Here is a 14,496-nt window from a genome sequence, read left to right on the forward strand (position 1 = left end):
CGGTGGATCCGCGGTTGTGAACCTGGCGCGGAGGCGGGGCGGAGGCGGGGGGGCGGCGGGGGGGGGGGGCCCCCCCCCCCCCGCCGCCCCCCCCCCCCCCCCCCCCCCCCCCCCCCCCCGCGGGGGGGGGGGGGGCGGCGAGGGGCGGGGGAGAAGGCAGCGGTACAGGGGTGAGCCATGGACCCCACCCAACCGCTTCCCGATGCGCGGGGGTATCGGGAGGGAGGGCTTCCCCGGGCCGGTGTTGGGGTCGGCTGATCGGTCGGCCTTTGACGGCCTGGTAGGTCCTGGGCAGCGCCCTGAACCGTTCCGACATTCCTGCCGGTCCTTTGCTGGCCGGTGATCAGTCTGCTCATGGCTATGTGTCAGCGTAGTGGGCTGCCTTGAACTCGGTGGAGCTGATCATGCCCAGGCCTGAGTGCAGCAGGCGGTTGTTGTACCACTCGGCCCAGGAGGCGCTGGCGTACTCCCCGCGGTCAGACCCCCACCCTGCAGATATCTCATCTGACCGCGTGTCCGAAAGGCTCGGGGCCTGTCAGACACCGTGGCTCGCATACGGAGCCTCGTTTCTGCTGCGGCACTTCCGCATTCTTTGGGTATGAAGCCGGAGGCGTGCCGGGCCGCCATCCACCCGCAGGCGCTGTGCAGACCGATCGTGCTGCCACCGGTCAGCCCCGGTCGCCAGACGGGCCCGCCGGAGGCCCGGCGGGGACCCGTTCCTGCGGGTCATCGGGAGGCCGCTGCCGACCGCACTCCGGGTGGTGTAGCCGTCTGGCGCCGAAGCGGAAGGCGTGAGCCGTGCCGTGCTATTCCGCGGGGGAGGGCTGCATGTCGAAGCCCGCGGCCTGGGTTTCGGTGCCAGTGCCGGTGAGGGTTCCGTTGCTGTTGTATACGTACTTGCCAGTGGATTCCGATTTCAGGAGTGAGGATCCGTTGTCGGTCTTGTGCAGGGTGAATTTTTCCCATGGTCCGACCTGATCGGAGGCAGCCCGCAGGTGGTAGGTCGGGTCCGCGGTACCAGTGGTGCTCTGGTCCACCATGACATATTTGCCGTTGAGCCTGGATTTCAGGGCTATCTCGTTGTTCTTGAGCAGGACTGCGGTGAACGTTTTTGCGTCCTGGGGCGTGTCTGCATGTCCGAAGCCGAGGTAGTCCCGTGCGGTTCCAGGCCGGGTGATCAGGTAGCCGTCCTTGCTGTTCAGAGTCACATCGGTCTGGGTCTTCTGGATGACGAAGACTCCGCCGGTGACGGCGGCCGCCGAAGTGATCCCGCGGTTGTGGAACACCCCATCTGGGTCCTGCGAGCTGATCAGGGTGCCGTCGTCCTTGACCGCTGCGACGGTGGCACCGTTGATGTCGGCCGAAACGGAGGTGACACGGCCGTCATCCACGCCCGCGGGGAGACCGATATATTCGCCCCATCTGTGGACCTTGCCGTCCTTGACGGCCAGCCCCGTCCTGCCGTTGTTGGACAGGGCGATGGAGGTTACCCCGCCTCCCTCGGCCAGCTCAGCCGGTACCCGGGGGGCCTGGCCCCAGGCGTGGACGTTGCCGTCCTTGACTGCCAGGGCCGAGGTCCCCCTGCTCTTGACCTCGGTGACACCACCGGTGGACAGGTCTGCGGGCACGGCGATGAGGTCGCTGCTGCAGCCCCACTGGTAGAGCTTGCCGTCCTTGACGGCGAACGCCGCCTGCAGCCTGGGATTGGATTCCACTACTGTGGCACCGCCTCCGCTGGCCAGGACCGCCGGCATGCTGGTCAGGTACTCATCGGGACACCAGGTTCTCGGCCCGAACTGCTGGACGTTGCCGTTCTTGACTGCCAGGCCGGGACCGCCAAGGGCAAGCGCCGACACGCCGCCGCCGCTCTGAAGGTCCTGCGGAACGCCGACGGACCCGTTCACCTTGACGATGTTGCCATCCTTGACCGCCAGAACCCCGTAACCCGGGGAGTCCGAGACAGCGATCGCGCTCACCCCGCCCTCCTGCAGGCTCTCGGGGACAGCAATGCCTTCAGAGGTGAACGCCAGCCTCGACGGGACACCCGCCGCTGCCGTCTCATCACGTTCGGCACTCGCGGTGGGGATGGTGTCTGCTGCGGTGGCCGGGCTGACTGCGGCTGTCAGGGGAATGGCTGCTGCAGCCACCGCTATGGCGGCCAGCAGACCGCGCCGTAGTGACATTGTGGCTCGCATAGAGCTTCCTTTACGACTGCGGCTGTGCCGCTTTCAGATAGCCTGTCCTGTCCAGGAAACCTGCGGGATGTGCGGGGCCACCATCCACCGGTCGGCGGGGCGGCAGGACGAATCCTGAGTCGGTGCGGGAGTGTCAGTGCTTGAGTGCGGGCGCGACCCTGGTGCCGGGGCTTCCGGGTCTGGCAGTGGGTGGCGATGCAGAGCTGGCGTTTCGGGTGTGGGTGCATGTCGGTGGCCTGCCGACCAGCGCTACGCCCGCATAGGGCCTTTCCTGCTCTGCGCTCCTTGGCACGCTGCTTCCGCGGCTGGTGGCATGCTGGTTTCCAGCGCGGAACGCCAGGCCGCCTGCATGGTCGTGGGATGTCCTGGGCCTGCAGTGAGGGTGAACTTTCGTTTCGCCGGCACCCCGGTACGCCTTGTCCGCGAAGGCCGCGGTCTTCAGCCGCCACAGATGTGGTGACAGTGTGGCGGGGTGCGGGCAGCGGTGATCTCCGTCCGGGCAGGGACGGCGAGTACCAGATGAGCCACCGGCCCAGGCCGGTGGCTCATCTGGTACTCGCCGTGCGTGCGGTGCCTGTCTGAACAGCCGTCCTGGCTGCCCGCCCTCGCGGTGCATCCGGCGGTCGTGCCGTCGACGAGGGGCGCACTCAGGGCGGGCCTGCCGCAGTGCACGGCGGCCAGACGCGTGATCACGGCTGCTCTTCCTGACCCGGCCCGGCGTTGCCTGCGCAGGTACACGAGGGGCGATCAGGGCCCGCCGGGACGCAGGCAGCCTGCACCGCGGTCACCCCACAGGTAACGGTCAGCACCGTGACCCCGCACCACGAGGGCATACAAAAGGCCGGGTGGGGCAGGCCAGGCGACCAGCAGGGCCCCACCTTCGCGGAAGTCTATGCCGATATTGCGCGCGCAGGTGACGCTCGGCGCCCAACGCCGTGGGGGCAATACCGCCGGGCTGCCGTATCTCCCCCGGGCAGGCTGCCGAGCCGGTCTGGCAGTTGCGCCCCGATCCAGGCCGGCGCCGGCCTCTGCCCCTGCCAGGACCCAGGATTCGCTGCCGCCGACTGGTTGTGTACGCCTTTGCAGGGTTGTCTGTCGTGCGGCTGAGTGTCTGGCCGGCCGATACCGGTACTGGTGATCACCGCGGACTGTGGGATGCGAAGACGCCGCGGGCACGGTGCCCCTCAGGCTGGAAGGCAGTTCTGGTGAAGCTGAGAACAACGAGGAACCGGGCCGCAGTGCTGGCGGTGGGCGTGGCTGTGGCGGCTGCCGGCATGTCGGGGGAGGCTTCTGCCGCTTCTGCCGCGTCTGCGCCCGGGGGGACGGCTGAGGTCCGGGCTGGCGAGGTGCGTCTGGCTCCTCATTGGGGCCTGATTCTGCCTGTTGATTTCACCTGCCCGGCCGGTGAGACCGTCACCTCCCGGAAGGCTGACATTCATGTCCCCGACAGCTACCCCTATTTCGCCTACGCCGTGGGGTCGGTGGCCGGGGCTCCGTGCACGGGGGAGCCGCAGCATGCGGACATCCACGCCCAGACCGCGATGCCCGGGTTCCCAAAGCTGGGGTACGGCATGGAAGCTCTGCCCAGGGTCATCCTGAAGACCAGTACAGGTACTCAAGCTGTTGACGGGGGGGAGGGGCTGGATCCGGTGAGTCGGCCGGGGCGGATATGACGCTGCGTCTGGGTGGCAGGTACGTCACCACGCTCGGCGGGGAGACGCAGGGCGGTTACCTGAGCCCCCAGGACCGGGAAGAAGCGGACGCTTCCAGCACCTTCACCATCGTCCCGCTGGACAGGAACGAGGTCGCGCTCAAGTCGAAGCTGAACGGCAAGTTCCTCATGGCGGACCAGAGCACCAACGGCCCCGCCGGCCCCACCTACCATCTGAGAGCAGCCGCAGACGCAGCCGGCCCCTGGGAAAGGTTCAGGCTGGCCACGACGGCTGACGGCCTAATCACCATCAAGTCCGCCTCCACCGGCACATACATCTGGAACGCCTCCGGCTCCGGCACCCTGTCCGGACACGGCACACAGGACCAGGCCGCACAGTTCGCCGTCACCCCCGCCAACCCCGGCTTCCCCCTCCCTGCTGCCTGATCACGAGGTGCCGACCGGCTGCGTGGAGGTCCAGGTGTGGACTGCCGCTCGGGTGGACACGCTGATTGGCAGCGCACCATCGACACCACGCGGGCTTGGCCGATCCCCGGCAGGCAGTGGCCGAGGGGTGTGTCACGAAGCATGGTGTGCTGCCAGGGAGCGTGCGGCAGGAGCCGGCGCCCGGCACCACCTGGTGTTCTCCGACCGGCGGGTGGCCGCTCTGATCCGTCTGCGGCACGGTCTTCCGCATGCGGTGCTGGGGCTGCTGTTCGGTGGCGACCGCTCCGCCATCACTTGGGCGATCGGTGAGGTACGCCGGCTTCTCGCCGAGCGTGGATGCGCGGTCCGTGACCGTCCTGGTCTGCGGCCTCGAATCCTGGTTGACGTGTCCGTCTATGCCCACGCCGGGGGTGGCCGAGCTGCGACTGGACGCCACCGGAGTCCAGGCCCGCCGGCCCCCGGCCGGCCGTGGCGGACCGGTGGGGTCTGCATGGCCGTGCTGGCTGGCTGGTCCCTTATCGGGGCATTCACTGGCGGCGCTGCGGGCAGCTGAACCCCCGCCCCGGGTTCTTCGGCGTACTCAACGCCGTCGCTATAGCCATGGCCGAAGACCTCATTTCCTTCGTGCTGCCTGCGCCGCTGGTGAACCTCCGCTTCGGTATCGGCAGCGTTGTCACATCGGTATCCGGGCCGCTCGTGCCGACGCCCAGCACTATCTAAAGATATTTTCCAGATGGCGCGGTCATCTCCGGCCGGGGGCAGGAAATCCTCCGCCTCCTATTCCAATTGCGGACCCCCGGCCGCCTACCGGGGCATGCTGGACCTCGCCCTCTCACCGCTTGCCCTCCAGGTGGGTGCCGGGGGCCTCCAGGAAGCCCTCGGCGCGTCCGGCGGCGAGGCCGGTGCGCAACAAGGAGCACCCAGCCGGGTGCGGCCGCGAGCAGCCTGACCACGAAGCCCGTGACCGGGCCCAAGGCATGCGGGCGAGTGCCGCGTCCTTGTCTCAGCGAGTGATGCGGGCGGGAAGCGCGGTGAGGAGGCCGAAGGTGAAACGCAGGCCGTCCCACCGGGCAGGGTTTGCCAGGCCGCCACCCTGTAAGTTGCACATATCACTCATACAGTGCATGTCCGAAGAAGGTGGCATGGGTCACTGGTTCTACCGCAACTTCGTCGAGCCGGGAAAACTCCCGCTGCTCATCGCCCTGTTCTCGTTCGTGGTGACGTTCCTGGTCACGCGGATGATCGTGCGCATGATCCGGGCGGGAAAGGGTCCGTTCGGCAATGTGAAATCCGTCGGCGGACTCCACATCCACCATGTCGTACCCGGCGTCGTCCTCACCGTCCTGGGCGGCTTCGGGGCGGTCGCCGCCGGCCGGGAAGGCGTTACTGCCTGCATCTTCGCTGCCGTCTTCGGGATCGGCGCGGGACTCGTCCTGGACGAGTTCGCGCTGGTCCTCCACCTCGACGACGTCTACTGGAGCGACCAGGGACGCAAGAGCGTCGAGGTCGTTGTGCTGACTGCGGCCCTGGTGATGTTGGTTCTCGGCGGCTTCTCGCCGTTGGGCGTCGACGCACTGACGGCGGACCAACGGCAGAACCGGGGCGTCTTCATCCTTACGCTGCTCGTCAACTTCCTCTTCGTCCTGACCACCCTGATGAAGGGGAAGTTCCGGCTGGCGGTGCTCGGGACGCTGGTGCCGTTCGTGGCGATCATCGGGTCGGTCCGCCTCGCCCGGCCCGGCTCCTGGTGGTCCCGGCGCCTCTACCGGCGCCGCCCCAAGGCCCGGGCCCGTTCCCGGCTGCGGACCTACCGACACGACCGGCGTTGGGACAAGGTGCGGCGCAGACTTCACGAGGTGATCGGCGGCTTCCAGGAACGGGTGCCAGGCCACGGGTCCGACGGCGGCGGCTGACGGTGCCCCGCCAGGACTCGCCCGGCTTGAGCACCAGCACAGCCGCGACGTGCCCGCTGTCCGCCAGGTTGTGCCGAAGACGAGCAGCAGCTGGGCGAGCGCGCCCCAAGCCGGCAGGCCGACCGTCGGTACGAAGCTGCACGAGCTGGAAAAGCGCAGTGAGGCAGACGGCGCCGGCGCCCTCAGGGTTGCCCTCCGGTATCGAGCCCGGTCCGTACGGTGGTGTCCAGCGGCCCCCGCTCGTGACGGGCGAAGCGCCGCCAGCCGGGGGCTCACCGCCGGCCCTCCAGATGCCTGCGGTGCATCCGCGCCGGGAGGCCCGGGCGCAGGCAGCCGCCGGCGCGGCCGGCGACGAGGCCGACGCGCAGCAGGCCGGCCCTCCTCCCGAAGAGCATGAGCGCCGCTCTCAGGGCGGCCGGTACTTGGCGTTGGCGCGGTACAGCGACTCGAACTGCCACCAGCGGGGAAGAGGCTGAGCAGCGAACAGTCCGCCGACGGTAAGCACGTGTTGACCGAGCTGGCGGCAACCGTGCACCGACCGGCAGAAGAAGGCTTCCAGCCACTGCCATACGGTGGGTGATCGAGTCGGCCTTCGGTGGGCTGGGGTGAGGTTCAGGAAGGCCCACCCGGTGCCGTAGCGCACCTCGGCGGCCATCCGCACCGCACGACGGCGCAGCTCAAACGGGCACTGGGAAGAAGACGCCGTTCACTCGATCTCCTCACATGACAGGATCTTTTCCGAATCCGGAAGGGTCAACTTCCGTTAACGCTTGCTGATCTGCCGGGTTCATGTGTGAACGGCTCAGCGGGACCAAGTTGTGTTTGTCCGGTCAGTGACGGCCCAGCGGGAACCTGGCCCTAACCAAGATCCTTCCCAGTGTCCCCAAGCTGACCAGACCAATCGGCGGTGGCACGCCGGCCTCAATGGATCTTGTTGTCCGATGCCGACCCGCACGGCCCGACGGTTACCTGGTCCCTCACCCGTCCTGTGTCTTCTGGAGCCGCTATGCCATTCCGTCCGCCAGCCGGCACCCCCCGCCCAGCAGTCCCCGGCAATACAGGCACGCGGCGGGAGGGATGGCTGCGCCGGACCAGCGTGGCTACAGCGGTCGTCATGACCGTCACCATGGTGCCCGGCATCACCACGCCTGGCACCGCTACCGCTACCCGGACGGCCGGAGCCGCCGCGGCGGCGGGGACGGGGGTGTCCGGGACGGTCGCGATGGGCGGCGGCGCCACCGGCAATATTCATGAACGGACCGGCGCTTTCCAGACCGCGCTGCCGCTGGTCTCCCTGCCCGGCCGCGGCGAAGCGGGCATCGAAATCGCCCTTGCCTACGACCAGACCGCGGCCGCAGCCGGGTCAGACCGTCACGGGCTGGGACAGGGAATGGGCCTGGGCCAGCCGTTTATTGACCCCGCCGACGGCGGCACCCTGCACACTGCCTCCGGCGCCGGCAGCTACCCCATCAGGACCAGCGACACCGAGGGCACCGGTCTGGGGCGCTACCTGCTCAAAGACCTCGCCCTCCGCGACGCCCCGGGCACGCTCCCCCCGCGCGAGGGCCTCGAGGATGGGCCACGGGAGTACCGCTGGGTCCTCACCTATCACGACGGCCGGAAACACTTCTTCTCCCCCCAGGGTGACCTGGTTGCCGAGCAGGACCTGTTCGGGAATGAGGCCGCCTACGAGTGGGAGACTCACGGAGGCCAGCACCGGCTGCTGAAGGCGGTAGATGCCTTCGGGCAGGCTGTAGCCTTCGACTACAGCGCCGAGGGCGAGGTGACGATCACCTCGCCGGTGCGCAGTGACGGCAAACAGCCGCGGATTGTGCTGCACCTGGACGGCGGGCGGCTTGCCTCGCTGGCCTATCCGGAGGACCAGAAGATTCAGCTGGCATGGGACCACGCCCCTGACGGGATGCCCGGACGGCTCCTGACCCGCGTCGAAGCACCCACCGGTGCTGTGACCCGCATCGGCTACGACCAGCCGCACGGCACGCCCACCGTCTCTTCTCTTAAGGTCACCGACACAGAGGGCCGGAGCCTGGCCCCGGAGCGCACCTTCCGCCTGGGCACCGAAGGGGAGCATGCGGGGCATGATTTCACCGGCCGCGGCCGGTACGCATCCGCGGATGCGCTGTTTGACTCCGCAGATACGGACTACCGGTACGTGACCGAACTGTCGGACGGACACTCCACCGTCCGCTCCGTGTACAACAGCCTGCACCTCCTCAAAGAACGCACGGTGTCGCTGAACGCGGACGGTGAGCTGAAGCCGGTGCGCAGCCAGCAACTCACCTATGAGGGCGAGCGTGAGAACGGCCAGGTGCCGCCGCCAGCTTCCGCCCTGCCCGCCAACTACGGCAAACCCGTCCGCGCGACCGACACCGTGCACGACCCGGCGACCGGCATGAGCCGCACGGCTACCGAGACCGCACGCTTCGACGAACACGGCCGCGAGACCGAGCGCACCGACGTCACCGGCGCGGTCACGGTCACCGCCTACGACGCCACCGCCCTGCCCCGGCACACGGGCGACACCGGGCCAGAGGCCGACAGCGGCGGGGGCGACGGGCAGCCCGCGGGGTACGGCCTGCCCGTGAAGGTGACCGTTACCGGCAGCGACGGCGCCCAGACCATCACCGAACACACCCTGTCGGCGGACCGCAAAAGCGTCGCCAGCACAACGGAAGCGGTGAAGAATGCCGGGGAACAGGAACCTTCGGCACGTACGGTAACGCGTTTCCGGGTAGATGGGCACGGTGAGCTTTCGGGCAGGACGGTCACCTGGGCGCCGGGCGCGGAGCCACAGGGCACCGGCGGACCGGACGCGCTGGCGGAAACCTACGAGAGCACGGTCGATACCGGCGCCCGGACACGCACCGGCATGGTGAAGAGCGGGGCAGGTGTCAGCAGCGAGGTGACGGACCTTGTCACCGGGCAGGTCATCCGGGTCACGGACCCGGCCGGCCGGACAGCGGAGACCGGCTACGACCTGGCCGGCCGTCCGGTCAGCCGGAAGGTCCCCAGCGGCCCGGACGGTGAAAGCCTGCTCACCACCACTGCCTACACGCCCACCACGACGACCGTCACCGCCCCGGGTCAGGACGGCCGCCCGCACGTGACGGTGGAGCACCGGGATCTGCTGGGGCGGGTGGTGAAGCGCACCGACAATGTCCGCGAAGGAAGGCTCACGGGTGATCCGGCTGCCCGTACCCTGCAGGGCGTCACTTTTGAAGACGGGGGGCGGACAGCGAAGGTCACCGACCAGGCCGGCCGCATTACCCTCACCACCAGCGACTACCTCGGCCGACCGGTCAAGACCACCGCACCCAGCGGCATCACCCGGCTAACCATCTACGCGGATGCCGCCACCGCGGACACTTCCTCAATCACCACGCTGACCCTGCCAGCAGGGGAAACCGACCCCGCCAAAGCCACCGTCGCCACCACCGTAACCCGCGACTACGCCGAACGGCCCGTCACCACCGCATCGTCGTACGCCGACGGCACCACGAGAACCGGAAGCACCACAGCCTACGACAGCCTCGGCCGGGTGAAGCGGACCGTTTCCGGCGATGTCGCTGTCACTCCCTCCTACGGCACCGGTGGCGCCGCTGAGGCCGCCACCCTTACCCCGCAGAACACCGGAACATTCCCCGGCCAGAAGATCACCGCCTTCGCCCCCGCCGACCTCACCGGCGCGCCCGTCGTGAAGACCCTCATCCCGGGATCGGACGGCGAGGGGCGCCAGGGAACTGTCCGCCTGCGCAACGCTGCGGGCCAGGTCACCGAGGAACGCCGCCCTGACGGAAGCAAGACCACGTTCGCTTTGACGGACGGCGGCCAGATCGCGCAGACCGTCTCCCCCTCCGGGATCCGCACTTCCTACCGCTACGACAGGGACACCGGTCAGCTCCTTGAGACCGCGGTCACCTCCGCGGACGGCAAAACGGTGGAGAGAACCGGCTACAGCTACGACCCTCATACCGGCGCTGTCACTGAAGTGTTCAGCCCCGGCGACAAGTCCAATAGCCTCATCTCCTATACCTACGATGCCGATGGCCATGTCACTTCCGTCACCTACCCCGACGGTAGGGCCGTCCGGCAGGACTACGGCGATGACGGCCAGCTGGAAAAGACCACCGACACGGCTGGGCTCACTACGTACTACACCTACAACCGTGACGGAACTATCGCGAAGGCCGTTCAGCGCGAACACGACGACACCGCCAGTCCCGTCACCGCGTCCGTCGTCTATACCTACGATGGCCTCGGACGCATCATCAAGACCGACCGCGGCAACGGCGTCACCACCGAAACCGAGTTCACCGACGCCCACCAGATCCGGCACCAGAAGACCACCAGCGACGGCCAGCTCATCACGGAGGCCGCCTACACCTACGACAGCCACAACAACCTCACCTCCCGGACTGACACCGGCCCCGCAGCCAGCGCTGACGGCACCCCAGGCGGGCCGGTCACCACCACCACCACCGGCTACACCTACGACGCCTACAACCGCCTCACCGGATCGGAAGTCTCAAGCCCGGACGGGGAGAAACTCAGCAGCCGCTATACCCTTAACGTCTCCGGGGACGTCGTGAAGACCGAGACGACACGCCACTCAGGCGACCAGGCCGGGCAGACGGCGGTCATCACGCACGGCATCGACGCCGCCGGCCGCCTTGCCACCCGCACCGTCAACGGCCAGGAATACACCCAGACCTTCGACACAGACGGCAACCTCACCACCGCACACGACAACACCGTGTGGACCTACAACCTCCACGGCCAGCCCGTCGCCCAAACCCGCCCCGACGGTTCCGCTGTCCGCTACACATACTGGGCCGACGGCACCCGCGCCACCACCACCGAGACCCCCGCCGGGGCAGACAGAAGCGTTACAGACGGCAGCAGCCCGCCGGAACAGACCACCCGCTTCTATTACACTCCTGACGGCGCCATCCTCAACGACACCCACACCAGCAGCACCGGAGCAGCAGATGCGGCTGACGGTGCAGAGGCTCAGGATGCAGTCACCGCCTCCTATCTGATAGCCGGCACCCGCCACGCCCGGACCCTTACCGGCGGCGGAGCAGACGCAGCAGCCCCCACCGGCGCCGGCTACCTCATTACAGACCGGCACGGGAACACCACCGCCCTCACCACCAGCAGCGGCCAGGTGTCCCAGGCCTGGCAGTACACCGACTACGGGCAGCCAGCCGGACCAGGAGCCACCCCTAGCGTGGCCGGAACCCCTGGCCAGCAGCCGCCTGCTCCGGCCGGAGCAGGCCGGCAGCCCTTCACCTTCGCGGGTGAATACACCGGCCCCGGCGGCACCCAGTACCTCAAAACGCGCCTCTACGACCCGGGCACTGGACGGTTCACCACCCCCGACCCCGAACCCCGGCACAACCGCTACCAGGCCATGGGCGCCAATCCCATCACCAACGTCGACCCCGACGGCACTACCGAAATCCCCGACTGGGCCAGCTATCTGCTCATGGGCCTCACGGCCGGCGCCGCCGTCCTCAGCGCCATCGCCACCTGGGGCGCCAGTGCCGCCGCTATGGGCATCTCCCTGGCCGGCGCCGCCCTCGACCTGGCCTCAACCGCCCTCGAGACTGCGGCTCTCGCCACCGGACGCCGCCAGCTCGACGACCCCCTTAACATAACTGCCCTCGCGGTCGGTTCCCTCGGCATACTGCTAGGAGGTGTCTCTGCTCTCGCCCCCTCCAAGCACATAGAATACGCAACGGGATACATCAAGCATTCCCTGCGTAACCTGCCCGTCCCTTACACCAGCAAAGCACAGCGGCACGCCCGCAGGTTCCCGGCCTCCAACGACCCCGGCCGCGCATCCAGCGAGGAAATCGTTGTAGCGCACGACTACGATCGCGTTCCTGAGAAGATTCGCCACGGGGTGTCTTCGAGGGTGCACGTGAGCTCGACTCTCCAGCCTCTCTACCGCAACGACAGCAGACCGCCGCACGAGATATTTGAACAGGGATTCACGCCGAGGTCTGAAGGCCCCGCCACTTCACTTCTTGAGTATCAGGCTCTGAATACGGCGTCAAAATTCGTAGGGTTCAGCCGGAACAGGCAGTTCGCCACCACCCGCTGGCACTACGAATACACATACGAAATCATGGGAGCTCCCGGCGGAATTGTAATGAACAAAACCACCCGGCATCCGGACTTTATCCACCAGCAGGAGTACGCTTTCCCATACGGAGTAAGACGCGAATTCGTATACAAGGCTACATCCAGGAACGGAATCGAATACTTTAACCCGCAATTCGACCCGGACGCCCTGCTGAAATCCGATACCCACATCCCGCACGGTCCGTGGACAGTCACCTGACCTCTGCTAATAGCTCAGCAGCGGACCAGAGTACAGAAGTGCAAGGGCCTGCTGTGTGAGGCGGACGCCTGCCGCCGTTCCGGGCTGGCCCCTCAGGTCAGACCGGCTCCCCCCTCATACGCCGTCGGGCGGCGACCAAAGGTGGATCCGGGGATGCAATCCGTTCAGCAAGACCGCGCCCCGCCCGGCGGCATCGCATCCAGCCAGGACTTCATGTCCCCGCCCCGCCGGCAGGGGCCGGACTTTCAGCAGTTCGCGAGCCTGGAGCTCTCCAGCAGGCCGAGGTCCCTGCCTGGCCGCTGGAGACACGAACTGCCCATGAGATGGCTTGCTTCGAGCGCTTCTGCCAGAGCGTCGCGTGCTCCGCATATACCGGCCAGCACCACGAAACACTGAGGGAACGGGAGAACGAGGTTCATCAAGGTCCATTGCAGCATCGACCGTGCCGAGAACCAGTACGACATCGCAGTCGTTGATCAGGACGGCAGCCAGCTGGGGAAGCTGAGGGCCAGCGACGACAGTGCCGGCTCCAACACCTTGTTGAAGCTGCTGTCCGCCACGGCGACAGTCCGGAGGAGCCCATACCGGTGGCGATCGAGACTCCGCGCGGTCTGCTGGTCGCCGGCCTGCGGGGCACCCTGCGGAGTAGGCCTACGCAGCCCTGCGCTCGTACGAACCCCGCGAGCACTACGACAGCCGGCGTTCCACCGGTGCACGCCACACCACCGCCCTGCGGAACCGCTCGAGAAGCTCCTCGGCTGCCTCTGCCGCTGCTTGCACAACCGCACGCCTGCCGACCCTGAACGGGCCTTCGCTGCAACAATCGCGCTCGCTGGCCAGAGCCTCGGGCCCAGGGAGATGTCGGCTGCCGCCCCGTTCCCCCCGGCCGTCCGTCAGCCAACGAGATCGGCCCCTCGAAGCCGCAAAGAAGGCTCCGCCCCCAGCCCCACGTCGAGCGGCTCGGCCAAGAGCCGGACCTTGATGAGTTGCACCTGAGCCTGAACCCGGACCACCAAAGGGTGTCGCACCCGACCAAGGCCTCGCCTCCCAGCTCTAACACCGGCAGTCGGTCGACCCCAGCGCCAGAACCGGATAATTTACCCGAACCTCAACACCAGCGACCTGCATGTTCGGTCATCTCTGGTGTCCGCCATATGAGGCGGGGTGAGGCCATAGGCGGCTCCGCCAGCCAGTCCCAGTACCGCCGGCCACTGGGACTGAACATGACACCACCACGCCGAGTTGACCCCCAGCAACATAAGACCTGGATCGTTTTCGCCGCTGTGCCGTTCTGCTTTTCAGGCGCTCCCCCATTTTTCCCGGTGGCTGCCTCCCGCTCGAGCGCGGCCCTCCAGAGCTGCCCTGCCCAGACCGGGCGCCACGCACGCAGGTGGATGGCTGATCGGCTGTGGGCGTGCCGGCCGATCAGCCATTCCGCGCAGCCCGCATGCGCCTCTGTTGGCAGGGTCCCCTGGGAGGTGTGGGCGGTGTTGGGTTCGGGTGCCTGTGTTTTCTCTTGTGTCTGGAGCCGGTATGCCTTCCCGTCCCGTGTTGTGTGTCTTCACCGGTGTGCCGGCCAGGGGTGCGGGGCGCCGTGGGGGCTGGCTGCGGCGGGTGTCGCTGGCGACGGCGGTGGTGTTGGCGGTTACCACGGTGCCGGTTGTCACTGCTGCTGCTTCCGTACCGGCGGCCGTGTCCAGTCCGGCGGGGGTGTCGGGTGCGGTGGTGTTGGGCGGGGGTGCCAGCGGCAGTGTCAGTGAGCAGACGGGTGCGTTTGCCATGGTGCTGCCGCTGGTGTCGCTGCCCGGGCGTGGTGGTGCGGGGGTGGAGCTGGCGCTGTCGTATGGCCAGGGTGCGGCTGCGGCGGGGGTGGACCGGCACGGTCTGGGCCAGGGGATGGGTCTGGGGAAGGCGTTCATC

At 67.9% G+C, this 14,496-nt stretch carries 5 protein-coding genes and 2 pseudogenes; 5 read left to right on the top strand and 2 right to left on the bottom strand.

Annotation, left to right across the window (positions count from 1 at the left end; translation table 11 throughout):
• Window positions 1–806 precede the first annotated feature (806 nt).
• Complete coding sequence (locus ACFZBD_RS33675; protein ID WP_391147207.1) at window positions 807–2,195, bottom strand: hypothetical protein; 1,389 nt, start codon at window positions 2,193–2,195, stop codon at window positions 807–809.
• Window positions 2,196–3,864: 1,669 nt separating this feature from the next.
• On the opposite strand from ACFZBD_RS33675, the gene ACFZBD_RS33680 reads away from it, so the two are divergent.
• The 3 genes and pseudogenes from ACFZBD_RS33680 to ACFZBD_RS33690 all read left to right on the top strand — a co-directional run bounded on the left by ACFZBD_RS33680 (window position 3,865) and on the right by ACFZBD_RS33690 (window position 6,206).
• Window positions 3,865–4,293 (top strand): hypothetical protein, encoded by a 429-nt coding sequence (locus ACFZBD_RS33680; RefSeq protein WP_391147210.1) that lies wholly within the window; start codon window positions 3,865–3,867, stop codon window positions 4,291–4,293.
• Window positions 4,294–4,388: 95 nt separating this feature from the next.
• Window positions 4,389–4,769 (top strand): annotated as a pseudogene (locus ACFZBD_RS33685) (transposase family protein); the annotation flags it as partial.
• Between the two features lie 666 nt (window positions 4,770–5,435).
• Complete coding sequence (locus ACFZBD_RS33690) at window positions 5,436–6,206, top strand: hypothetical protein (RefSeq protein WP_391147220.1); 771 nt, start codon at window positions 5,436–5,438, stop codon at window positions 6,204–6,206.
• A 272-nt stretch (window positions 6,207–6,478) separates the two neighbouring features.
• On the opposite strand, the pseudogene ACFZBD_RS33695 reads toward ACFZBD_RS33690, so the two are convergent.
• Window positions 6,479–6,669 (bottom strand): annotated as a pseudogene (locus ACFZBD_RS33695) (hypothetical protein); the annotation flags it as partial.
• 651 nt (window positions 6,670–7,320) lie between these two features.
• On the opposite strand from ACFZBD_RS33695, the gene ACFZBD_RS33700 reads away from it, so the two are divergent.
• Together ACFZBD_RS33700 and ACFZBD_RS33705 are read left to right on the top strand one after the other, a co-directional pair.
• Window positions 7,321–12,576: an RHS repeat-associated core domain-containing protein gene (locus ACFZBD_RS33700; RefSeq protein WP_391147213.1), complete on the top strand. Its 5,256-nt coding sequence runs from the start codon at window positions 7,321–7,323 to the stop codon at window positions 12,574–12,576.
• Window positions 12,577–14,190: 1,614 nt separating this feature from the next.
• A partial coding sequence (locus ACFZBD_RS33705) for a hypothetical protein (protein ID WP_391147216.1) occupies window positions 14,191–14,496 on the top strand: 306 nt, incomplete at its 3' end.

The sequence above is a fragment of the Streptomyces sp. NPDC008121 genome, from assembly GCF_042957155.1.
Classification (GTDB): Bacteria; Actinomycetota; Actinomycetes; order Streptomycetales; family Streptomycetaceae; genus Streptomyces.

Excerpts from the sequence above, each read along its gene's own strand:
- ACFZBD_RS33675 (WP_391147207.1), bottom strand. The coding sequence starts at position 2,195 with ATGCGAGCCACAATGTCACTACGGCGCGGTCTGCTGGCCGCCATAGCG.
- ACFZBD_RS33680 (WP_391147210.1), top strand. The coding sequence starts at position 3,865 with ATGACGCTGCGTCTGGGTGGCAGGTACGTCACCACGCTCGGCGGGGAG.
- ACFZBD_RS33690 (WP_391147220.1), top strand. The coding sequence starts at position 5,436 with ATGGGTCACTGGTTCTACCGCAACTTCGTCGAGCCGGGAAAACTCCCG.
- ACFZBD_RS33700 (WP_391147213.1), top strand. The coding sequence starts at position 7,321 with ATGACCGTCACCATGGTGCCCGGCATCACCACGCCTGGCACCGCTACC.